Here is a 22,548-nt window from a genome sequence, read left to right as displayed (position 1 = left end):
AGGGCTTCGTTCGTCCCGTCATAACAATGCAAATAATTCGCATTAACTGACCTTCCGACGACACCCGCAGAGAGCACAACGATGCCCCTTCACACCAGGCGCCCGCATTTCCCGCGACTGTCCACCGCCAGCCTGTCGCTGCTGGCACTCTCCATCGCCTGCGCCAGCCTGCCGCTGGCCAACGCTGCCGAGCCGTCGCCTGCGGCACAGCAGCAGAGCCAGAGCGGTTACCGCTTCGCCATCGAGCGCCAGCCACTGGTTTCGGCGCTGAACGCATTCAGCGACGTCACGGGGTGGCAGATCGGCCTGCCGGCACAATTGGCCGACGGCATCGACTCGCCGGGAACCAGTGGCCGCCAATCGCCGGAGCTGGCCCTGGCGCGCCTGCTCGAAGGCACCGGTTTGAGCTACCGCAGCGTTGGGGAACGTAGCGTGGTGCTGGTGAAGAATCCTGCGCAATCGCTCGCCCTCCAACCAACTACGGTCACCGCCACGCTTCACGAGCAGGATGTAAACGCCGTTCCCAGCACGGTCAGCGTGCGCGATCGAACCGTCCTGGACCGCAACAACATCAACACCATCAAGCAGCTGGTACGCGATGAGCCTGGCGTCTCCGTCGGTGGCACTGGTCAGCGCTCCGGCCTCACCGGCTACAACATCCGTGGCATCGATGGTAACCGGGTGTTGACGCAGGTCGACGGCGTCGAGATCCCTGCCAGCTTCTACTACGGTCCCTATGCCAATACCCAGCGCAACTATGTCGACCCGGAGATCATCAAGCGGGTGGAAATTCTCCGCGGCCCGGCCTCGGCCCTGTACGGCAGCAATGCCATTGGTGGTGCGGTGAGCTACTTCACCCTCGATGCTGACGACATCATCAAGGATGGCCGCAATAGCGGCGCCCGCCTGAAGACAGGCTACAGCTCCGCCGACGAAAGCTGGCTGAACTCGGCCACCGTCGCCGGTCGCCATGAGGACTTCGATGCGCTGCTGCACCTGTCCCAGCGCAACGGCCATGAGACCGAATCCTACGGCAACCACGGCGGTACCGGCCTGGATCGTACTGCGGCCAACCCGGAAGACGTACGCACCACCAATGTCCTGGCCAAACTGGGTTGGAACTACAACGACAGCGACCGCCTGCAGCTGACCTATGAGAAGTACAAGGATGATCGCGACAGCAATCAACTCAGCGCCGTCGGCGGGCCGTTCAACGCTCCGACCATCGGTGCGGGGCAGAATTACTACGCGAGTCGTGCTGGCAACGACACCATCACCCGCGAGCGCTTCGGCCTGGAGCACAGCCTGGCGCTGGACAGTCTGCTGGCCGACAGCCTGAAATGGAGCCTGAATTACCAGATCGCCAAGACCGACCAGAGCACCCAGGAGCGCTACACCCCCAGGAACTTCTTTACCCAGGCCATCACCCGCGACGTGATGCGCTATCGCAGCACCGACTACAAGGATCGCCAGTGGGTGCTCAACGCACAGCTGGACAAGGCCTTCGCCCTGGGCGAAACCGATCACCTGCTGACCTACGGCTTCAACCTCAAGCGCCAGGAAGTCACCGGCCAGCGCAGCGGTTATGGCGTCTGCCTGCGGGCGCTGGGCGCCAACTGCCCCACCGTCGGCGCGATCAGCAGCAATAGCGGCGATACCCTGACCACCCAGAGCGACTTCCCGGATCCAACCATCGATGTCTACGGCGTATTTCTGCAAGACGAAATCCGCTGGAACCAGTGGACGTTCCTGCCGGGTGTTCGCTACGACCGGACCAAACTCAAACCCGATCTGACCGACGAGTACCTCGCCAGCGCCCCCGCAAGCAGTACCTTCGACCCCACAGACGCGAGCACGGCCTGGCAGCGCGTTTCACCCAAGCTCGGCGTGACCTATGCCTTCGATGAGCACTACACCGGCTTCGCCCAGTACGCCGAAGGCTTCCGCACACCTACGGCCAAGGAAATGTATGGCCGCTTCCAGAACAACAACCCGCCCTACATCGTGGAGCCCAACCCCGACCTCGACCCGGAAACCAGCCGCAGTCTCGAGACCGGTCTGCGTGGCAACTTCGAGGGCGGCAGCTTCAGCCTGGCCGTGTTCTATAACCGCTATCGCGACTTCATCGACGAGGATGCCGTAGGTGCAGCTGGCGGCCTGACAGTGTTCCAGAGCCGCAACATCAGCCGTGCCAGCATTCGTGGTGCGGAAGCCAAGGGCCGCCTGAATCTGGACAACTTCGGCGCACTGCCCGGTCTGTACGCGCAAGGCTCGATCGCCTATGCCCGTGGTCGCGACGAGGAAACCGGCGAGCCGCTGAACAGCATCAACCCGCTGACCGGCGTATTTGGCCTGGGCTACGAGCAGGAACGCTTCGGCGGCCTGCTGAACTGGACACTGGTCAAGCGCAAATCCCGCATCGACCAAAGCGGCTTCAACTCTCCGACCGGCGACGGCAGCCAGTTCGCCACACCCGGCTATGGCATTGTCGATCTGACCGGCTACTACAAGCTGACCGACGATCTCACCGTCAATGCCGGTCTGTACAACCTGACGGATAAGAAGTACTGGCAGTGGGACGACGTGCGCGGCTACGACGGCAACGGAGAGGCCGGCGTGACCGCCCCCGCCAATCTCGACCGCCTGACTCAACCGGGGCGCAACTTCTCGATCAACCTGGTCTGGGACATCTGAGCCCAGGCACTGGAGGCGGTCGCAGCGGCCGCCTCCGGTCTTTGCTAGCAGGCTGTTGAAAAACTACCTGCGTTGCCATTGCTGCGTTAAAAACAGGCTCGCGTGCGAGCCCAGTCAAAATGCTCATTTACAGCTCGTAAAGTCGACCGCGACCCCGACCGTTTTTCGCCTGTTTTTTCGGGGCCGCCATCGGTATTGCACTGGCTGCCTCGCCTACGTTTTTCAACGGCCTGCTAGCCCTGCTTCGCGGCGAAGTACCCCGCCAACCGGCTCAAGTCAGCCTCGCCCATCAATCCGCTCAGATAACGCAGCTGCAACCAGGCACGCAGGTAGCCATGCCGCGCCTCGGCCAGGTCGCGGCGGGCGCCATGCAGTTGCTGCTCGGCGTCGAGCACGTCGAGGTTGACCCGTTCGCCACCGACCACGCTCTTGCGCGTCGCCTGCACCAGCGTCTCGGCAGCGCTCACGGCCAGACGATAGGCACGCACCCGTGCTGCCGCGCTGTTGCACAGGTTGAACTGCTGGCGCAGACGGGTGAGCAGCTCGGCAGTTTGCGCGTCCAGCTCGAAGCCGGCCTGCGTATGCGCGGCGCTGGCCTGGCGGGTCGCTGCACTCACGCCGCCACCGGCGAACAACGGCACGCTGAGCTGAATGCCGATGCTGTCGGTGTCGTACTGCTGGTTGTAGGCGCTTTCCGAATCGGAGCTGGTCAGGCGGCTGCTGGCCACCAGACTCAGGGTCGGTAGATGGCCGGCGCGCTGTTTCTCGATGCCCTGGGCCGCCACCTCGACGGCGCGTCGCTGCGCGGCCAGTTCGGCATTGCCGGCCACAGCCAGGTCGCGCCAGGCCTCGAAGCGCGCAGGCTGCGGGGGCTGAATCGGGAAATCATCAAGCAGCGGTTGCAGGTCGCTGTGCGCCAACGGCTCGCCGACGATGGCCTCCAGCGCGCGCAGGGCGATGTCCAGATCATCCTGGGCCTGGATCAGCTCGGCCTCGGCCAGGGCCAGGCGCGCTTCGGTTTCCAGCTCGTCGGTGCGGGTGCCCTCGCCGGCCCGCACCAAGCGTTGATTGAGATGCAGACGCTCGACCAGAGCGCGACGCTGGGCGCGCGCCAGGGCGATGCGCTCGTCACTCAGCAGCGCCTGGCTGTAGGCCTCGAACAGGCGCACCGCCAGCTCCTGGCTGCGCCCGCGAAAGCGCTCGTCGGCCAGCAGCGTGCGCGCCACGCCCTGGCGGTAGTCGGCCCAGGCGGCGTAGTCGAACAGCGGCTGCTGCAGGCTGAGCACCGAGGCGTAACTGCGGTAATCGCGGTCGACGCGCTTACCGCCCGCCGTCACTTGCGAGTCGTTGCGCTGATTGCTGTAGCTCCACGACAGGCGCGGCAGCAGTCCGGCACGGCCAATCGCCTGGCTCTCCAGGCCGGCGTCGCGCTCGGCAATGGCGGCCTGGAACGTCGGGTCATGGCGCAGCGCCAGGGCATAGGCATCGAGCAGGCCGAGGGCCAGCACAGGCGAGGTGAAGCACAGCAGCAGGACGAAACAGAGCACGCGCATCGTCAGTCTTCAACCAGGGCCAGGTGAGTGCGATCGAGCAACGGCTTGAACAGGTAGTTGAGCAGCGAGCGCTCGCCGGTGCCGATGAAGGCCTCCACCGGCATACCGGGGCGGATGCGCAGGCCGGCCAGTTGCTGCATGGCGTCCCCGCCCACGCGAATGCGGATGGCATAGTACGGCTCGCCGCTGCGCTCATCCTGCAAGCGGTCGGCGGAAACCAGCTCCACCGTGCCGGCGACACGCGGCGTGGTGCGCTGCTCGAAGGCGGTGAACAGCAACTCGACCGGCAGGCCAGGGTGCACCTTGTCCACCAAAGCCGGGCTCAGCCGGCCCTCGACCAGCAGCGGCTGATCCTGCGGGACGATCTCCAGCAGGGCCTGCCCGGGGGCGACAACGCCACCCTCGGTGAACACGCTGAGCCCGACCACCAGGCCGCTGGCCGGCGCACGCAACAGGGTGCGCTGCAACTCGATCTCGACCCCGGCCAGGCGATGGTGCAGCTCTTCGCTGCGGATCTGCGTCTCGGCCAACTGGCTGCGCACCTGTTCCTGGAACTGCTCGCGGCGCTGCGCGGCGCGCAGGCGCAATTCGGCGATTTGCCGCTGCAACTGGCCGATGCGACCGGCATCATCGGCCAGCAGACCGATCAGCTCGGCACGCTGGCGCTCGACATCGAGCAGGCGGTTGCGCGGAATATAGTTGTCCGCCGCCAGCTCGCGCAGGCCCAGCAATTGCTCGTCGAGCACGCGCAGCTGGGCTTGCTTGCTGCTGTGCAGCGCACGCAGACCACCCAGTTGCGCCTCGTTGCCAGCCAGGTTCTGCGCCAGACCATCGAGCTCCAGGGCCAGGGCCTGACGCCGGCTGGCGAAGAGTTGCCGCTGCAGCTCCAGGCTGGCGAGCGCCAGGGGATCGTCCGGGCGTGCCAGCAGCCAGGGGTCGAAAGCGATGCTCACCGCACCGTCACGCTCGGCGGCCAGCCGTGCGGCGCTGGCGCGGCTGCCGATCAGCTGCGCGCGCAAGGCCTCGGCCTGCGCCTGCAAGGCCTGGTCATCCAGCTCCAGCAAGGGCTGGCCGGCCTGCACCGAATCACCATCGCGGGCCAGGATGCGTCGCACCGTGCCACCCGTGGGGTGCTGCAGCGCCTGGCGATTGCCGCTGACCATCACCGTGCCGCTCACCGGCACGCCCTTGTCCAGCGGTGCCAGTGCAGCCCAGGCGAGGAAACCACCGAAACCGGCAAGCAGCAGCCACCAGCCGAGCCGCGTCGGCGCCCGCGCATCGACGGCGTGCAGGGGCTGAAGTGGTGCCGGCGCGCTCATTGCTGAGCTCCCGGCATGGCGCCATAACTCATGCTCAGGCTCGGCGCGACATGCCGCACCGATGCGCTCTGCGCAGCCGGCCGTGCGGCTTGCTGCAACTCCTGCAGCACCCGGCTGGCCGGGCCGAAGGCCTGCATCTGCCCGCCACGCAGCAGCAACAGTTGATCGGCGCCCTTGAGCAACGCAGGGCGATGGCTGACCAGCACCAGGGTGCGGCCTTGTTCGCGCAAGCGGTCGAGCGCGGCCAGCAGCGCCCGCTCGCCGGCCTCGTCGAGGTTGGCATCGGGCTCGTCGAGCACGATCAGCGCCGGCAGGCCGTAGACCGCACGGGCCAGACCGATGCGTTGCTTCTGCCCGCCGGAGAGTCCGGCGCCGCCCTCGCCCAGGCGCGTGTCGTAACCCTGCGGCAGGCGCAGGATCAGTTCGTGCACACCGGCCATCTGCGCGGCGGCGACGACCTTGTCCGCCTCGACGTCGGCGAAACGGCCGATGTTCTCGGCGATGCTGCCGGCGAACAGCTGCACATCCTGCGGCAGGTAGCCGAGGTGCGGGCCAAGCGCATCCTTGTCCCACTGCTGCAGGTCGGCACCGTCCAGGCGCACCTTGCCCGCCAACGGCATCTGCGCCGCCACCAGCAGGCGCGCCAGGCTGGACTTGCCGCAGCCGGACGGGCCCAGCACCACCAGGCGCTGGCCCGGCTCCAGGGCGAAGCTGACGCCGGCCAGCACCGGCGTGCGCGAGCCCGGTGCACAGGCCGACAGTTGTTCCACGCGCAGTGCGCCGCGTGGCGCTGGCAAGCTCATGCCGCCGGCACGCGGCGGTTGTGCCCGGAGCAGATCGCACAGGCGCTGGTAGGCCTGCTGCGCGCCGCTCCACTGCTTCCAGGCATTGAGCAGTTGATCCAGTGGGGCGAGCACGCGCCCGGCGAGGATGGAGCCGGCGATCATCATGCCGGCGGTGATCTGTCCGTCCACGGCGAGCAGCGCACCGAGGCCGAGCATCAACGACTGCAGCGCCAGGCGCACGCCCTTGGACGCCGCACTGAACGCCGCGCCCTGCTCGCTGGCGCGGTTCTGCAGATGCAGGAAGCGACCGTGCTCGTCCTGCCAGCGCTGCCGCACGCGCGCCAGCATGCCCATGGCCTCGGTCGCCTCGGCGTTGCGCAGGTGTGATCCAGCCGCCTGGGTTGCCTGGATCGCCAGTTGCCCGGCCTCGGCCAGCGGCGCGCGGGTCAACCACTGGTTGGCCCAGGTCAGCGCCAGCAGCAACGCCGCGCCGCCCAGCGCCAGCCATCCGAGCCAGGGGTGGAAGAGAAACAGCACCGCCAGGTAGAGCGGAAACCAGGGCGCATCGAACAGCGCGAACAGGGCATTGCCGGTGGCGAATTGGCGCAGGCTGGTCAGGTCGTTGAGCGGCTGGGCGCTGCTGCCGCGCCCGACGCGCAGGCTGGCATCGAAGGTGGCGTCGTAAACACGGCCGCCCAGCTGCTGGTCGATCTGCGCGCCAAGGCGGATGAGCACCAGGCTGCGCACCCACTCCAGCAAACCCATGAAAGCGTACAGGCCGAGCACCATCAGGGTCAGCATGGCCAGGGTCATGTGGTTGCCCGAGGCCAGTACGCGGTCGTAGACCTGCAGCATGTACAGCGCCGGGGCCAGCATCAGCAGGTTGATCACCGCGCTGAAAGCGCCGACGCTGACGAAGCCGCGCCGGCAAGCCGCCAGTGCAGCGAGGATTTCGTTGGAAGGTTGCATGCTGTCGCGCCCCAGAAGCACCGCTCACCGTGATTGACGCGGCGGGCAGCACTTGTCGAGAATTGGTGCGACCACCGTGGCGCGAGTTGTTCAGGCCAGCACCACAGCGGTCGTTGCCGGCGGCCGGGAGAGCGATTTCCCCGCCGCCTTTTTCATCACCCGAAGATCAGGCCGCCAGGGCCAGATCGTCAGCCAGCTCCGCTACGCCGACCAGTTCCGCCGAGCCGGTGCTCAACGGGCCGGCAGTCAGGGCAGCGGCGACCACGTCGAAGGTGTCGTCGGTGGAGACGCCGTAGGCGGCGAACAGATCGTCCAGCACCGACTCCAGCGCATCGGTATTGCCCTGCATCAGCCCGTAGATGGTCTCGTGCACTTCATTGCCGACACGGCCGGCGCCGAAGGCAGCAGACAGATCCAGACCGCTGAAGGTGACCTCGTAGTCGCTCAGGGTGAAATCGCTGCCCCCTCCACCACCCAACTCATACCCCAGCGAGACATTGTCCAACTGGCCGTAGAGATAGTGGTTCTGGTTGCTGTTGGCCGGCAGCGCCGGGTTGAATACGTAGTGCAGACCATTGCTGGCGTCGCTGTCGGCGATGAAGGCGTAGTCCGAGCCATTGGCGCCGCTGGTGGCGTACTGGTCGCCGCTGAACGTGCCGTTGCTGAAACCGCCGGTATTGCTTTGACCGTGGCCGGCGGTGGCGAAACCGGTCGTCCAGAAGGCCAGGTAGTCATCGATGGTGGAGCTACCAAAAATCGGGTCATAGGTAACGGAAACGCTCATGACAAATCCTCGTATTACAGGGAGTGTTGGACGCTGCAGCAGGCCGCAGCGCCTTTGCCCGACGCGGGCAAAGCCTTGCCCCGGCCCCTTGGCCGGGGCTGTTCAGAAGCGATACTCGAGCATCCCGGTCAGGGTGCGGCCACGGGCCAGGGACAGGTTATTGGCGTCGCCCATGGCGACGAAGTAGGCCTGATCGGTGACGTTCTCCATCGACAGCCCCAGGTTCAGGCTGCTGGTCATCCAGTAGCTGGCGTAGAGGTCGTAGACCTCGTACTGCGGCCAGAGCGCCTGGTCGATCTGGGTGAACCCCCAGGTATCGAGGTTTTCGCCATTACCTTCGCTGTAACGCAGGCGCGCACCGACATCCAGGCGCCGGTCGAGAAAGCGCATGCCCAGGGTCAGCGAGCCGCGATCGGCTGGCATATAGGCAGCGCTGCCCATGATCTGGCCACAGGTGACCAGATCGTTCAGCTCGTCATTGGCCTGAGCTTCGTATACCGGTAATTGCACTGGAATCTGGATCGGCCCAACCTGGATGAAACCGGGCACGGTGCCCACCTGCACGCTCTCCTGCGCGCCCCCCATGTAGAACTCTTTCGAGCAGAAGTCGTTGCTGCCGATCATGTGGGTGTAGCTAAGACGGGCGTAGTAGTCGCCCGCATCGTAGTCGAGGTTGTATTCCACACCACGGAAGCGGGTTTGCTCCTGGTTGTTCTGATAGGCCGAACGGCCAAGGCCGATACCACCGACCGTACCTCCCGGCACGCTGACGTTGATATCCATGAAAGAAAAATTGTCGATGCGCGTATCGAAATAGGCCACCTTGATGCCCAAACGATCACCGTCGCGCAACAGGGACTCCTTGAAGACGTTGAAACCCGCCTCCCAGTTGTGCGAACGCTCCGCCTCGAGGAAAGGATTGGGATAGACCTGTTCCGAGCCACCGCCACCATGAGGTCTGCCAGACATGAACGCTTCGGTCACCGCTGGCGGGCGCCAGCCCTTGCCCCAGCGCGTGTAGAGCTGCAGCCAGTCCACCCCCGGGTTGATCGCTACACCCAGCGTGGGCGAGAAGCGGCCCTCCTCTCGGTCGACATCGAACACCAGCGACCGCGCGCTTCTGACGTTGCCACCACTGGTGAACTGACCGTCGGGATACATCCATACCGTAAGGCCGGTATCACCCTCGAGGCGATAGCGGTCGTAGCGCAGACCGGCATCGAGAGTCAGCCAATCGTCGTAGTCGTAAACCACCTGGCCAAACAGGCTGGCCAGGGTGCGTTCGCCCTCTGGCGTGGCCCCTTTGATATAGGGATAGGCCGTTTCGTTGGTCGAAGGCATGCGGGTGGTCGAAGGCTTGAAGCTGTCGCGAAACAGTTCGCTGCCGTAGGTCACGGCGAACTGGTGTGCGTCGCCCAGATGGAGGCGCGAGGTGTTCTGCAGTTGCAAGCCCCAGGTGTCGGTACGGTACTTGTCCGTGTAGTCGGGATACCAGTTACCGCTGCTGGGCGTAGCCGTACTGCCGGCACTCCAGCGATCCTGCCGGGTGCTGACGTAGTAGAGCTTGGCCTTGAAATCGATCCGTTCATCATCTGGGTTGTAGCTGTAATCCAACGCCGTATTGCGGGCAATCACATCGCTGCTACCAGAGCGTTGGTATTCATAGCGTTGCCCGTCGGCGGAAAGCCAGGTCCAGGCATCCTTGCTGTCGGTATCGAGCTCCATGTAGCTCAGTTGCAGCCGCTGACTCTCCGGCAGATTGAGCCCCAGTTTGAACAACTGCGAGCGGGTCACACTGCCGGTATCGCCCACCTCGGAGTCCAGCCAGTTCTCCCAGGCAGCGGGGTACTGGTTGCGCAACCGGATCTGCGTGCCGAGATTGTCCTTGTCATTGCTGCCGGCACGGTAATCACCGAAGTGGCGCTCGCTGACGCCCAGCAAGACATCGCCGACCTCGTTGCCGAACGCGAATAGGGCACTGCCGTTGAAATAGGTGCCGTTGCCCAGCTCGCCAATACCGTGCCCGGCACGGATGCGCCCACCGAACTCCTTGCCATCACCAAGGAACTCGCGCGCCTCGACCGTGTTGAACGAGGCGATGCCGCCCAGTACCCCGGCGCCGCCCATACCGGCGCTGGTGCCTTTGTCGATCTCCACACTGGAGATGAACTCGGGGTCGACGAACATCACACCGTTGCGCTGCTGATGACCATTTACGCTGAAGTTCTGACGCATGCCGTCGATGTTCATGTTGACCCGGCCATAGTCCTGCACGCCGCGAATGTTCACCGACAGGCCGGGGTCGCGCTGGTTGACGGCGGTGTAGACGCCGGAGGTTTCCTCCAGCATGTCGGCGGCATGCCGTGGCGGACGCCGGTCGATTTGCTCACGATCGATCACCGCCACCGAACGCGGTTGCAGGTAGGTCTCCTGGCGTTCGCTGAGCCGTTGGCCCTGCACGGTGGTGGACTGCAGTTGCAGCGTCTGCTCATCGGTGCGAGCGCGACGGGTCAGGGTGACTTGCTGCGCGCCGTCGAAGCGGTAGTCGACCGGCGCCGTGGCGAGCAAACGGCGAAGACCTTCATCAAGGGAATAGCGACCTTTCAGCGCGGTGCTGGCAAAACCCTGTAGCCGCGCACTGTCGAAGAAAACCTGCACGCCAGCCTGCTCGGCGAAGGCCAGAGCAGCGCGATCCAGGGGCTGAGCGGGAATATCGAACTCCACCACCTGGCGCTGGGCGAGCGCCGTTTCGCCTGCCGACTCAGCAGCAACGACGCTGCTGCCGAGGGCCATGGCCACGCCCAGCGCGACACTGCCAAGCAGCGGCATCGGGCCGTAGCGACGAAGAGTGGGTGGTACTGCGCAACGACGATGACTCACGACTGACTCCAGGCTGCTTTTGTTGGTAATGAAAATCACTAACAACAAGGACGCCTGACAAACAGAAAGTCAGTAAATCGATGGGAAACTTTTTTTCGAAGACCGCGAAAAGGCTCAGTAGATCAGGCTGACGCCCATCAACTCGCGCTGCTGCAAATGCATCTCGCGGGTCAGCGTGGCCAGGGCATCGTCCAGCGCATCGAGGCGAAATACACCACTGACCTCGCGCTGAGCAATCGCGTCGCTAGCAACCAGGATGTAACCCGGTCGGTAGCGGTTGAGCTGCTCGATCACCTGGCCCAGCGGCTGGCGGTCGAACACCAGCAGCCCACGCTGCCAACTGGTGACGTGCTGCAGATCGAGCGTTGCATCATGCAGACCGGTGGCGTCATAGCGCAGGCTGTCGCCTTCCTGCAGGCGGCGCTGCTGGTCCGCAGCCTTTACCTGCACGGCATGTTCGAGCACCCCGACCAAGGCTCCTGCGCCCGCCTCACGCTGAACCACGAAGCGCGTGCCCAACGCCTGGGTACTGCCGCCAGACGCCTCGACGACGAAAGGCCGGTCAGCCTGCGGCGCAACCTGGAAGATCGCCGCGCCGGCTAGCAGTTCGACCCGGCGCTGACCCGCCGAGTAGTCCAGGCGAATGGCACTGGCGCTATCGAGCGTCACTTCGCTGCCATCGGCCAGGGTCAGGCTGCGCACTTCACCACTGGCCGTACGATGGTCGGCCAGCAACGGCAGCAGCAGGCGTTCACTCTGGTTCAGGCCAAGGCCGCCGAGCAGCAGCGCCAGGCACGCTGCCGCCCCCCAACGGCGCAGACGGGCATGCCGCCGAGGGTGGCGGGCCAGCTCAGGGACGACGGGCACCGCACGACGGCGCGACGATCTATCCGCCGGCAAGCTGCCCAGCGCCGCCCAGGTACGCTGGGCGAACGCCAACGCCTCGGCATGCCTGGCATCGGCTTGCAGCCAGTGCTGCAGCGCCTGGTGCTGGGCCTCATCGAGCGCATCATCGGCGAGCAGCACCGCCCACTCGGCGGCCACCTCGCGGATGCTCCGCTGCTGCGGTTCTTGGCTAATCAGGCTCACTCTTGGTTCTCGTTATAGGTCGTTGCAGGCCAGGCGGCTCACGCCCGTCTTAAGTAATGACGCGCGGCGACGGATTTTACCGTAATGCGCCCTCATGCCTGCTCACCCGCCTCGACCAGGCGCTCCATCACATGCGCCAGGGCGCGAGCCAGGTGCTTCTGCACCGAACTGTCGGAAATACCCAGCTCGCGCGCCACCTGGGCGTGGGTCAGGCCTTCGATGCGATTGAGGCGGAAGATTTCCTGAGTGCGTGGCGGCAGTTCGGTGATGGCTTGCTGCAGACGCTCGACGCTCTGGCGAGCAGCGGTGATTTCCTCCAGCGAGCTGCCAGCGGCCTCGATCTCGAACAGCACATCCTCACCGACCAGATCGGTCTTGCGCCGGATCTGCTGGCGCTGGTGGTCGATCAGCAGATTGCTGGCCGTGCGAAAGAGGTAGGCCGGCGAGTTGTCGATGCGATCAAAGCCGCGCTGCTCGGCAAGGCGCAGGAAGCTTTCCTGAGTAAGATCGGCGGCCAGTTGCGGGTCGCGGCTCTTGCGCAGCAGGAAGCTGTGCAGGGCCTTGGCGTGCTTCTGGAACAGGCCTTTGAGATCCAAGTCCGACAATCGTGCATCCCTGGTCTTGGGCAAGAGGAAGGTGGCATCTTATTTTTATTGAGAACCATTTTCAATTTCTCGATTCAAGACAGCTCAACAAACAATCCAGGGCCGGCTGGCGCTGCGCACGACGCACCAGGGCGACGAGCTCGCGATGGAAGGTCAGCTCACCCAGCTCGATCACCCGCAGACGCGTCGGCCTTTGCAGCCACAGGCCCGCACGCGGTACCAGGGCCACGCCCATGCCGTTTTCCACCAGCCGCACGATGGCTTCCAGTTCATCCAGCTCCAGCGCCTCGCGCACGTTCAGGCGTTGCTCACGCAGGAAGCGCGTCACCTGGCGCCCGCCGAACGAAGCGCGGTCGTAACGCACGAAAGGCTGCTTGGCGAGCAGGCGCAATGGGTCTTCCCCGTCCACGTGCAAGGGTGCGATCAGCACGAAGGGCTCGCACGCCAGCGGTACCTCCAGCAGCTCCTTGGGTAAGGCAAACGGCGGTTTGATCAACAGCGCCAGATCCAGCTCACCGGCATCCAGCTGGCTGAACAGCTGCAAGGACACGCCCGGCACCAGCTTCAGTTCGACCCGCGGTGCCAGTTGCCGAAAGCGCGGCAGCGCCTCGGCCAGCAGACCGGTCTGCAAGGTGGCGATGGCGCCGACGCGCAGCTCGCCCTGCCACTGATCGGCCGCCTGCGGCAGCGCCATCTGCGTGTACAGCGCAAGCATCTGCTCGGCCAGCGGCAGGGCGTGGCGGCCGGCTGCGTTGAGCACGGCGGCGCGACCGCTGCGGTCGAACAGGCGCACGCCGAGGTGCTGCTCCAATACGCGCATCTGCGCGCTGACCGCCGACTGGGTCAGCCCCACCTGCTGGCCAGCGGCAGCGAAGGTGCCCAGGCGAGCGACGGTGACGAAGGTTTTCAGCTCGCGCAGCATCGAGGCCCTCGATTGATCGAAAATAGTTGAGCTTGAGAGCAAGAATATTCGCTTTAGAACAATTTTGCTGTTGGTAGGCTGGTGCGATGAACATCGATGGCGGGTTGTACCCGTCCTACCCACAACAAATCAGAGGTATTGCGTGATGGCCCTTGCTCCCTTTCACCTGGCGATTCCCGTATACGACCTGGCCGCCGCGCGGCATTTCTACGGCGAGGTGTTCGGCTGCGCCGAGGGCCGCAGCAGCGAACACTGGGTGGATTTCGATTTCTTCGGCCACCAGTTGGTGATCCACGAAGCCCCGAAGATGGCTTATCAGGACTCGGCCGCCAGCAACCCGGTGGACGGCCACGATGTGCCGGTGCCGCATTTCGGCGTGGTGCTCGGCTGGGCCGACTGGGAAGCGCTGGCCGAGCGTCTGCGCAGCCGCGAGACGACGTTCGTCATCGAGCCCTACGTGCGCTTCAAGGGTCAGGTCGGCGAGCAGGCCACCATGTTTCTCCTCGACCCCTGCGGCAACGCCCTGGAGTTCAAGGCGTTCAAGGACATCGGCCAGTTGTTCGCCAAGTAAGCGCGAGGAAATCCTTCAATCCAGCGGATTGTCGATCTGCGCGCGCAGCAGTTCGGCGAAGGCGCTCGCCTCCACCGGGCGGCTGATCAGAAAGCCCTGGATCTCGTCGCAGTTCTGGCTCTTGAGGAAATCCATCTGCGCCTGGGTTTCCACGCCCTCGGCCACCACCTTCAGCTCCAGGCTGTGGGCCATGGCGATGATCGCGCGGGTGATCGCCGCATCCTCGCCACCGGGCGACAGATCGCGGATGAAGGTCTGGTCGATCTTCACGTAATGCACCGGGAAGCGCTTGAGGTAGCTGAGCGAGGAATAGCCGGTGCCGAAATCGTCGATGGCCAGTTTGACCCCCAGCTCACGCAGCTGACGGAAGGTGACGATGACGCTGTCGACGTTGTCCAGCAGCTGGCTTTCAGTCAACTCCAGCTCCAGGTACTGCGGCGCCAGGCCGGTTTCTTCGAGCACCTGACGCACCAGGCTGGTGAGGTTGCCCTGGCGCAACTGGTATACCGAGATATTCACCGACACCCGTATCTGCGCCAGCCCTTCCTGCTGCCACTGGCGCGCCTGGCGGCAGGCCTGACGCAGCACGAACTCGCCAATCGGCGCGATCAGCCCGGTCTCTTCGGCCAGGCCAATGAACTCGCCAGGCGCCACCATGCCCTGCTGCGGATGGCGCCAGCGCACCAGCGCCTCGGCGGCGTTGAGCTGGTCGTCGGCGAGGTTCAGCTTGGGCTGGTAGAACACCTCCAGCTGGCCTTCATCGATGGCCTTGCGCAGCTGGTTCTCCAGTTGCAGACGCTCCAGGGTGCAGGCCTGCAGGTTGTCGGTGAAGAACTGGAAGGTGTTACCGCCCAGGTGCTTGGCATGTTGCACGGCCATGTTGGCCTGGCTGATCAGCGCGCTGATCTCGCGGGCGTAGTCCGGCAGCAGACTGATGCCCAGCGAGGCGCTGATCACCAGCTCATGTCCGCCGACGGTCATCGGTACGCGCAGCTTGGCCAGCAGCCGACTGGCCACCCGCGCCAGGCTGGAGAGGCTGCCGTAGGCATCGAGGATGATGGCGAACTCGTCGCCCGAGAGCCGCGCGATGCAGTCGGCCTCGGGCACGGCCTGGGTCAGGCGGCGGCTCATCTGCCGCAGCAACTGGTCCGCCACTTCATGGCCGAGGCTGTCGTTGAGCAGCTTGAAACGGTCCAGATCGATATGCACCAGGGCGATGCTGCGGCCGCTCTGGCGGGCGCGCTGGCTGGCCTCGTGCAGACGCTCCTTGAACAGGCTGCGGTTGGCCAGGCCCGTCAGGTCGTCATAGTGCGACAGGTAGCGCAGGCGCTCTTCGGCCTCGCGCCGCGCACTGAGATCGGCGAAGAAGCCGACGATATGGCTGGGTCGACCCGTTACATCGCGCACCAGATTGAGCTGCAGCCACTGCGGGTAAAGCTCGCCACTCTTGCGCGTCTCGATCAGCTCGCCCTGCCAAGTGCCGGTGCTGTCCAGCTCCTGGCGGATCATCTGGTATTGCCGACGCATCTCGCGGCTGCCGATCAGGCTGGTCACCGTGCGCCCGACCACTTCTTCGCGGCTGTAACCGGTCACCGCGCTGAACGCACGGTTGACCGCCAGCACGCGGTAGTCGGGGTCAAGAATGAAGATGCCTTCGCTGGCCGCTTCGAACACGGTCGCCGCCAGGCGCTGCTGTTGCTCCTGCTGACGCCGCGCGCTGACATCGCGCCGCGTGCCGAGCATGCGCCGTACACGGCCGGCGGCATCGCGCTCGACCGCACGGCCACGGTCCTCGACCCAAACCCAGTGGCCATCGACATGGCGCACGCGGTACTCGATCTGATAATCCTCGCTGCGTCCCTTGAGGTGCCGGACCAACGCCCGGCGTAGCCCCGGCAGATCATCCGGGTGCAGGCGCGGGGTCAGGTCGCGCAGCATCACTTGAACCTGGCCCGGCTCCAGACCAAACAGCTCGCGCAGGTGCGAGTGGTGCACATGATCACTCTCCAGGTCCCAGTCCCACAGGCCCAGCTCGCTGGCTTCCAGCGCCAGGGCCAGGCGCGCCTGGCTCTTGCCCAGGGCATGGGTCGCTTCGTCCAGCTCCAGGGTGCGTTCGGCCACGCGCATTTCCAGCTCGCCATGGGCGCCACGCAGTTCGCGCTCGGCGCGGCGACGTTGCTCCACCTCGCGCGCCAGTTCTTCATTGAGCCCTTCGGCGCGCTGCTTGGCGTGCTCCAGATTGCTGATCAGCGCCAGGTTGTGAAAACGCTGCAGCAAGCTGCGCTGCACCAGGCGGTTGACCTGCCAGGCCACCACCAGCAGGGCGAGCAACAGCATGACACCGAGCAGACCCCAGCCGCGCTGCAAGCCGTTATCGCTAAGCAGCAGGAAGGCCGCCGAAGGCAGCAGGCAGGGCAAGGCGAACGTAAGGAAGGCGGACAGGCTGACGGCATAGGCCACGCTGGCCGAGAGAATGGCGGCGGCGATCAGGCCGTAGACCAGCGCCTGTTGGTAGAACACATCGGCAGGCACCAGCACGATCACGGCAAAGGCGAGGGTGAGGCCGGAAGCACCGGCGCCGAAGAGAAAGATACGTCGCCAGTAAGGCTCGGCCTGGCGACTCGGCAGCGCCTCGTTGAAGGCATTCACCTGGGTCAGGCGCAGCAGCGCCAGCAGCACGACCCAGCCCAGCCAGGCCGCAAGCATCGGTGCGCTCTGCTGACTCCACAGTAATAGGCTGCAGGCCAGGCCAACCAGCAGCATGAGTAACGTGGGCAGGCGCGACCCCTGAAACAACAGACGGGTACGCTCGACGGCAATGTCCGTGGCGAACTGACGTTCAGCCTGATGCGGGTCCAGCGTCACCTCTTGAACTACGGCGCTAGTCGTGGCGGTCATAGGCGATTTTCTTGTAATGGTTGCCTGAGGGTATCGGGCGTTTTTTCGGCCCCCTCAACCCTGACGTCGCGGGAGAATACCCGAGACAGGCGCCGTGCCCAACAACGTTGTGGGCAATTTCAAGGCTTGGCGCCTGATTCGTGGCGCCAATGCCGGCATTTTGCCCGCCTGCAGCTACCCTTTGCAGCCTGACCCGCCGGTCGTCGGCTGCTCGGCGCATTTTTCGACGCGTCCCCCACTGCCTCCGCGAGAGGCTTGCGGCGCCCCCGCAACAGCTCCTAGGATGGGCACCCTCCGCACTCAGGGAAGCACGGCCAAACGCCCATGGATGACTTGCAACAACGCTGGCTCTTTGCCCTTTCCGCGCCGATGGTGGCGATCAACACCCACTCGGGCGCGCAATACGCGCGGCCTGATTTCTATCCGGACAGCGAGTTCGTTGACCTCAGCGAGTCCTGGGATATCGCGGATCGCCCCGCACTGCTGGCGATGATCCAACGCATGACCGACGACGGCCATGCACGCGATCTGAGCGGCGCCTACTGGGATAACGCGCGCCTGCTACCGGGCGAATGGCAGGCGCTGGTCGACAGCCTCGACGAAGGCCAACGGGTGGCCTATCGCTACGTCGCCGACACCATACTGGTCTGCGGCTCCGGTGGCATCCGCGCCTGGGACCTGGGGCGCATGAGCTTTCTCGCCCGCATCGGTCAGTTGAACGGCTGGCTGAGCCTCGAGGAAAACCTCTGGCTGCATACTCGCCTGAGCCTGCGGGCGCGCTACTACTACCAGGGCTGGCACAGCTATCTGGCCGGTTTTCTCATCGGCCGCTGCTACTGGAACTGCCTGGGCCACGAGCAACCGGACGAACAGGCGCTGTGTATCAGCCGTCAGGGCAGTGACCCGACGCACCGTGCCCTGGTACGCGAACTGACACTGAGCCCGGCCGCCGGATTCGACCAATTGCCCTGGGACATGGAAATGGATCTGCCGGAAAAACCGGCATCGCTGGAGGCGTTCGACTGGTCATGAGTTGCTGGGAACACCTCGGCATAGCGCCGACTGACGATCAGAACAGCATCCGCAGCGCCTATCGCGCACGCCTGCCCGACGTCCACCCGGAGCGCGATCCCGAGGGTTTCCAGGCCCTGCGCGGCGCCTACGAGGACGCCCTGCGCCAGGCCCGCGGCGAAGTCCCGGCGACAAGCGAGCCGAGCGCACCGCCCAGCGCCAGTGAACAGGCCGTGCAACAGTTCGTCGATCTGCTGCAGGACGCCGGCCGGCGCTTTCGACCCGAAGCCTGGCAGGACTACTGCCGGATGCTCGACCAGTTGCCGCTAGACGTACTTGAAGGTCTCGATGGCTCGCTGCGCGGTCTGCTGCTGAGCAACGGGCCGCTGTCGCATCGCTGCGTGAACCTGCTCACCGAGCGCATGGCCTGGGCCAATCGCCTGATGCAAATGCCCTTCGAGGAAGCCGAGGCACTGGATCAGTTGCTCCAGCGCATCGCCGAACCCGACCCGTTCGACCTCGCCAGCCTGTCCGATTGGCCGACCGTCGCGCAGGTGGAAAACCTCTGGTACGTGCGCACCCTGGAGCATCTGTTCAGGAACCGGCCACTGCAGGAATTTCGTGGCTGGTGCTCGCTGCACCTGTGCCTGCCAATGCCGGTCGACCCGGACTACTATCCGCGCCTGTATCGCCAGTGCACCCTGGCCGGGGTGGCCCTGGGCGGCGCCCTGGAGCACTACCAGGCGCTGCATGACGAGACACCCGACGACCTCGACATCCAGTACCTGCTGGCGCTGCAGAAGCAGCACCATGACCTGGACGCCCTCGACCTGTGGACGCGTCTGTGGCATGAACGCGAGATACCCGAAGCGGCCGCCTGGATGCTGGCCTGGTGCGCTCATCACTCGCCTGAACGCCTGCCGCTGCTGATCCTGGCGTTCAACCGCAGCCAGATCGAGCTCGGCCATGAGCATCCGCTCGACGCCTATCAGTTAGCCGATGGCGAGCCCGCCCAGGCGCCGCAAACCCTGGCGCGCTGGCAGCGCGCCGCCATCAGCGAACTGCCGCCGCTGGCGCGCACTTTCATCGCCTGGCAGATGGGGGACAGCGAGTGGCCATTCCTTGCCGAGCTGCTCGGCGCTGCGGACACGCCGCTCACGCGGCTCTATCGCCAGGCCTGGCTGCTGCAACGTGGCGACGACAGCGACCTGGAACACCTGCTGAACCTGCAGGCCGGCGACCATCCGCTCGATGCCGTGCTGGTGCAGGGGCTACAGCACCACGCCCGGCAACAGCGCCAGTGGCTGCGCGAATCGCCTGCGCTGCAGGCGCTGCAACAGGCATCGAGCAGCCCAGGCGCGAAACTGCCGCAGGCGCTCGGTGACAACACCGTGGCTCGTGCCCAGATGTTGCGCGGGCTCAGGCGCTTGCGCCGATACGACGAGGCGACGCTGCAACGCCTTGGCGAACTGCTCGCGCCACTGCCGGGCTGGTTGCTGCCGCCCTGCCTGCAGTTGCAACTGGCCCTGCAGCGCAGCGGTCGCAGCCTGCCAGTGCTTCCCAACGATGGCGACGCTCGCTGGCACTGGCAGCGCCAGACACTGTTGCTGCTGGGCCTGCTGGAACAGCCTGAACAATGGCTGGAGCTACTGGATCAAACTCTCGCCGATCTGCCCACCGATGCCGAGCATCCGGCCCACGAGGCCAAGGCGCAGTTGCTGGCGAATACCACCACGCCTCGTCGCTGGCTGCTGGATCTCGACGAAGGTGATCCACTGCAAGGGTTGATCGCCGCCGGGCAGGTCAGCCCGGACATTCTCCTCGGCAGCCCGCGTCTGCCGTCGGTCGCCCGTATCGGAGCCTGCGCCGAGCAACACAGCCACGAGCTGGCAGGCGACCCGTTCGGCCAGATGTTGCTCGACGCCCTGCTCCATCACGACCCGGATCTGCCGCAAGAGGAACGCAACCTGGCCTTGCAACGGCTGCTGGCATTCACCTGCCCTGGCACCTGGTTCGAGCCCTTCCGCGAGGGACTGGTCAAGGGCCGACCACAGAACCTGGCGCAATCGATCTGCACCGATAACGGGTTGGTGTTCGCCACCATGCAGGCGATCTTCGATGGCATGCGCGATCTGCTCGGCGGCGCCAAACCGCATCTGCCCTCGACCAGCCAGTTGCGCAAGTTGCAGCAGGCCAAGGACTCCAGCGCCACGCCGACGGCCGTCCGCCTGGCGATCACCTTGCTGCTGTCGCGTTGTGAGCGCCTGCTACCCAGGCACGCGCCGACCACCTGGCGTTCACAGTGGCAGATGTGGCGACTGGGCGGACGCCTGAACCGGATCAACTTCACCCTGCAGGCTCTGGCCCTGGCAGGGGCCGCACTGCCGCTGAGCTTACTTGTCGACAAACTCAGCAGCGACCTGGCGCTGGCGGTGCTCGCCGGTGCCGTCCTCGTCCTGATCACCTGCATGCTGCGTCGGCTGCATGACATGAGCCGTGGCGTGGGTACATTGCTGATGTTGCTGCTGGGCAGCTTCATGCTGCCCTACATGCTGCTGGTGCTGTTCTTCTGGCCCAGCGACCCATTGCCCAACCGTTACGGCCCGGCCGGGGGCAAGGCGGCCAGCACACAGGGCCTGCAGGCGCGACTGCGGCGCCTGAACGGGGTCAGAGACTGAATCTCGTCAGGCTCGCAGGGGCGCTTCGCTACACTTGGCGCCCCCTGCGAGGCCTTCGGAGCACCCGCCGGGTCAGAAGCGCAGCGCGTCCAGCGCCTGCTCCAGACGCTGACGCGCGGCAGTGATCGGCTGCTCCTGCTGGGCGCCGAGCACGCTCTGAAACTCGTCCAGCCACTGACCGATCTGCTCGCGCTCAGTACCCAGGGTCTGCATCCAGGCACGCTCCAGGCGGGCCAGCAGGGTACGGTTGTGCAACGTGTCACGCGGATGAATCTTCAGGCTGGCCAGGCGCGCCTGGCTGGCGGCACGCGCCTCGGCACTCAGCCCGGTGGGGCTGCGGTCGATCACGTGACCATGGCGCTGGCCACTCTCCAGGGTCACGTCCACTTCCAGCAAACCGTTGATGTCGTAGCTGAAACGCACGTCCAGCGACTGCACCTGGCCGGTCTGGGTCAACTTCACCTCGAAGGCGTCTACGAAGATGTTGTCGCGCACCCAGGGACGCTCGCCCTGATAGACCTCGATGCGGATGTATTCCTGCTGCGCGTGGGTGGTGTAGTAGCGCTGCACGCGCGACGCCGGGATCACCGTGTTGCGCTCGATGATCGGCGAGAAGGCGCCCGGCTGCTCATCGCTGCGCCGCGAGGAAATACCCAGCGTGTAGGGGCAGACATCGGTGAGGATGATTTCCTCGATGGCCCGGTCGCGCGCCTTGCACGCCGCCTGCGCGGCGGCGCCGAGGGCAACGATGGTGTCCGGGTCGAGGTGACGATAGGGCAAGCGGCCGAACAAGGTGGCGACCAATTGCTGCACCACGCTCATGCGCGTGGCACCGCCGACCAGCACCAGGCTGTCCAGATCACGTGGGTTGAGCCGCGCATCGCGCAGCGCCTGCTCGATGGGCTGGCGCAGGCGCGCCAGCAGCGGCGCCCAGATCTGCTGCGCGCGGGCGTCGTCCAACTGCCATTGGCGACCATTCCAGTCGAGCGTCTGCGGCCCTTCGGCAAGACGTCGCTTGAGCTGCTCCAGCGCATCTTCGAGGCTGGCCAGGGCCTGGCCGTCCAGCTCGCTGCGCGACAGCCCCCAATCGCCCAGGCAGGCCTTGAGCAGGGCTTCGGTGAAATCCTCACCACCGAGGAAGTTGTCACCGGTGGAAGCATGCACCTCGATCAACGGCAGGGCGTATTCCAGCACGGTGACGTCGAAGGTGCCGCCGCCCAGGTCGAAGATCAGCGTGCGCTCGAACTGCTGCTCATGCAGCCCATAAGCCATGGCCGCTGCGGTGGGTTCGTTGATCAGGCGCTCGACGCGCAGCCCGGCCAGCTCGGCGGCGAATACCGTGCGTTTGCGCTGTTCGTCGCTGAAATAGGCCGGTACCGAGATCACCGCCGCGCTCACCGGCACCCCTAGATACGCCTCGGCGTCCGCCTTGAGCGAGCCCAGCACCAGCGCCGACAGTTCTTCCGGCGTGAACTGGCGATCGCCCAGGGTGAAGCGTTTGTCGCTGCCCATGAAGCGCTTGAAGGCGGCCACGCTGCGCAATGGATGGGTGGTCAGGCGCGCCCGGGCGGCAGCGCCGACGAGAATGCTACCGTCCTCGTCCAGGCTCACCGCCGAGGGGGTCAGTACATCGCCGAGCGCATTGGGGATCAATTCGGCTCGCCCGTCACGCCAGACGGCGATCAGGCTGTTGGTGGTGCCCAGATCAATGCCCAGCAGCGGGCTGTCACCAGTCGACATTGCTATCGCGACTCCCTCAAATCCATTGAAGGGCGCAGTCTACCCCGCAC

The 22,548-nt window shown here is 65.4% G+C and carries 14 protein-coding genes; 4 read left to right on the top strand and 10 right to left on the bottom strand.

The features are described 5' to 3' along the window. Positions 1-81 precede the first annotated feature (81 nt). Positions 82-2,694 (top strand): TonB-dependent receptor, encoded by a 2,613-nt coding sequence (locus tag INS93_RS17720; RefSeq protein ID WP_192984419.1) that lies wholly within the window; start codon positions 82-84, stop codon positions 2,692-2,694. Positions 2,695-2,927: 233 nt separating this feature from the next. Here the strand turns inward: INS93_RS17720 and INS93_RS17715 are convergent, their stop codons facing one another. From INS93_RS17715 to INS93_RS17680, 8 genes are all read right to left on the bottom strand, one after another. Beyond that, the gene (locus INS93_RS17715; protein WP_192984417.1) at positions 2,928-4,247 is read right to left on the bottom strand and encodes a TolC family outer membrane protein; all 1,320 of its coding nucleotides are present in this window, start codon (positions 4,245-4,247) and stop codon (positions 2,928-2,930) included. 2 nt (positions 4,248-4,249) lie between these two features. Then, on the bottom strand, positions 4,250-5,566 hold the full coding sequence (locus tag INS93_RS17710) for an HlyD family type I secretion periplasmic adaptor subunit (RefSeq protein WP_192984414.1): 1,317 nt from the start codon (positions 5,564-5,566) through the stop codon (positions 4,250-4,252). Further along, on the bottom strand, positions 5,563-7,320 hold the full coding sequence (locus INS93_RS17705; protein WP_192984411.1) for a type I secretion system permease/ATPase: 1,758 nt from the start codon (positions 7,318-7,320) through the stop codon (positions 5,563-5,565). The genes INS93_RS17710 and INS93_RS17705 overlap by 4 nt, the downstream gene beginning before the upstream one ends. 166 nt (positions 7,321-7,486) lie before the next feature. Then, positions 7,487-8,104 carry a heme acquisition protein HasA gene (locus tag INS93_RS17700; RefSeq protein ID WP_192984408.1) on the bottom strand — a complete coding sequence of 206 codons (618 nt, stop codon included), beginning with the start codon at positions 8,102-8,104 and terminating at the stop codon, positions 7,487-7,489. Between the two features lie 102 nt (positions 8,105-8,206). After that, the gene (locus tag INS93_RS17695) at positions 8,207-10,933 is read right to left on the bottom strand and encodes a TonB-dependent hemoglobin/transferrin/lactoferrin family receptor (protein ID WP_420707325.1); all 2,727 of its coding nucleotides are present in this window, start codon (positions 10,931-10,933) and stop codon (positions 8,207-8,209) included. 165 nt (positions 10,934-11,098) lie between these two features. Then, a complete protein-coding gene (locus INS93_RS17690; RefSeq protein ID WP_192984587.1) occupies positions 11,099-12,067 on the bottom strand; it encodes a FecR domain-containing protein in 969 nt (322 codons plus the stop codon). A gap of 98 nt (positions 12,068-12,165) precedes the next feature. Continuing rightward, positions 12,166-12,678, bottom strand: a complete 513-nt coding sequence (locus INS93_RS17685; protein ID WP_192984406.1) for an RNA polymerase sigma factor — start codon at positions 12,676-12,678, stop codon at positions 12,166-12,168. 61 nt (positions 12,679-12,739) lie between these two features. Continuing rightward, positions 12,740-13,600, bottom strand: a complete 861-nt coding sequence (locus INS93_RS17680) for a LysR substrate-binding domain-containing protein (RefSeq protein WP_192984403.1) — start codon at positions 13,598-13,600, stop codon at positions 12,740-12,742. A 145-nt stretch (positions 13,601-13,745) separates the two neighbouring features. Here INS93_RS17680 and INS93_RS17675 point away from each other — a divergent pair, with 145 nt between their 5' ends. After that, positions 13,746-14,171 carry a VOC family protein gene (locus tag INS93_RS17675; RefSeq protein ID WP_192984400.1) on the top strand — a complete coding sequence of 142 codons (426 nt, stop codon included), beginning with the start codon at positions 13,746-13,748 and terminating at the stop codon, positions 14,169-14,171. 15 nt (positions 14,172-14,186) lie between these two features. Here the strand turns inward: INS93_RS17675 and INS93_RS17670 are convergent, their stop codons facing one another. Continuing rightward, positions 14,187-17,069: a GGDEF and EAL domain-containing protein gene (locus INS93_RS17670; RefSeq protein ID WP_192984397.1), complete on the bottom strand. Its 2,883-nt coding sequence runs from the start codon at positions 17,067-17,069 to the stop codon at positions 14,187-14,189. Between the two features lie 324 nt (positions 17,070-17,393). On the opposite strand from INS93_RS17670, the gene INS93_RS17665 reads away from it, so the two are divergent. After that, on the top strand, positions 17,394-18,101 hold the full coding sequence (locus INS93_RS17665; protein WP_192984394.1) for a DUF1266 domain-containing protein: 708 nt from the start codon (positions 17,394-17,396) through the stop codon (positions 18,099-18,101). Beyond that, positions 18,098-20,758: a DUF805 domain-containing protein gene (locus tag INS93_RS17660; RefSeq protein ID WP_192984392.1), complete on the top strand. Its 2,661-nt coding sequence runs from the start codon at positions 18,098-18,100 to the stop codon at positions 20,756-20,758. Before INS93_RS17665 ends, INS93_RS17660 begins: the two co-directional genes overlap by 4 nt. A gap of 72 nt (positions 20,759-20,830) precedes the next feature. Here the strand turns inward: INS93_RS17660 and INS93_RS17655 are convergent, their stop codons facing one another. After that, entirely contained in the window at positions 20,831-22,498 is a 1,668-nt protein-coding gene (locus INS93_RS17655) for a molecular chaperone HscC (protein WP_192984388.1), read from the bottom strand. Positions 22,499-22,548 lie beyond the last annotated feature (50 nt).

The sequence above is a fragment of the Pseudomonas sp. EggHat1 genome, assembly GCF_014892995.1.
GTDB classification, from domain to species: Bacteria; Pseudomonadota; Gammaproteobacteria; order Pseudomonadales; family Pseudomonadaceae; genus Aquipseudomonas; species Aquipseudomonas chaetocerotis.
The sequence above is the reverse complement of the archived record's forward strand: the minus strand, read 5'-3'. Positions and strand labels throughout refer to the sequence as shown.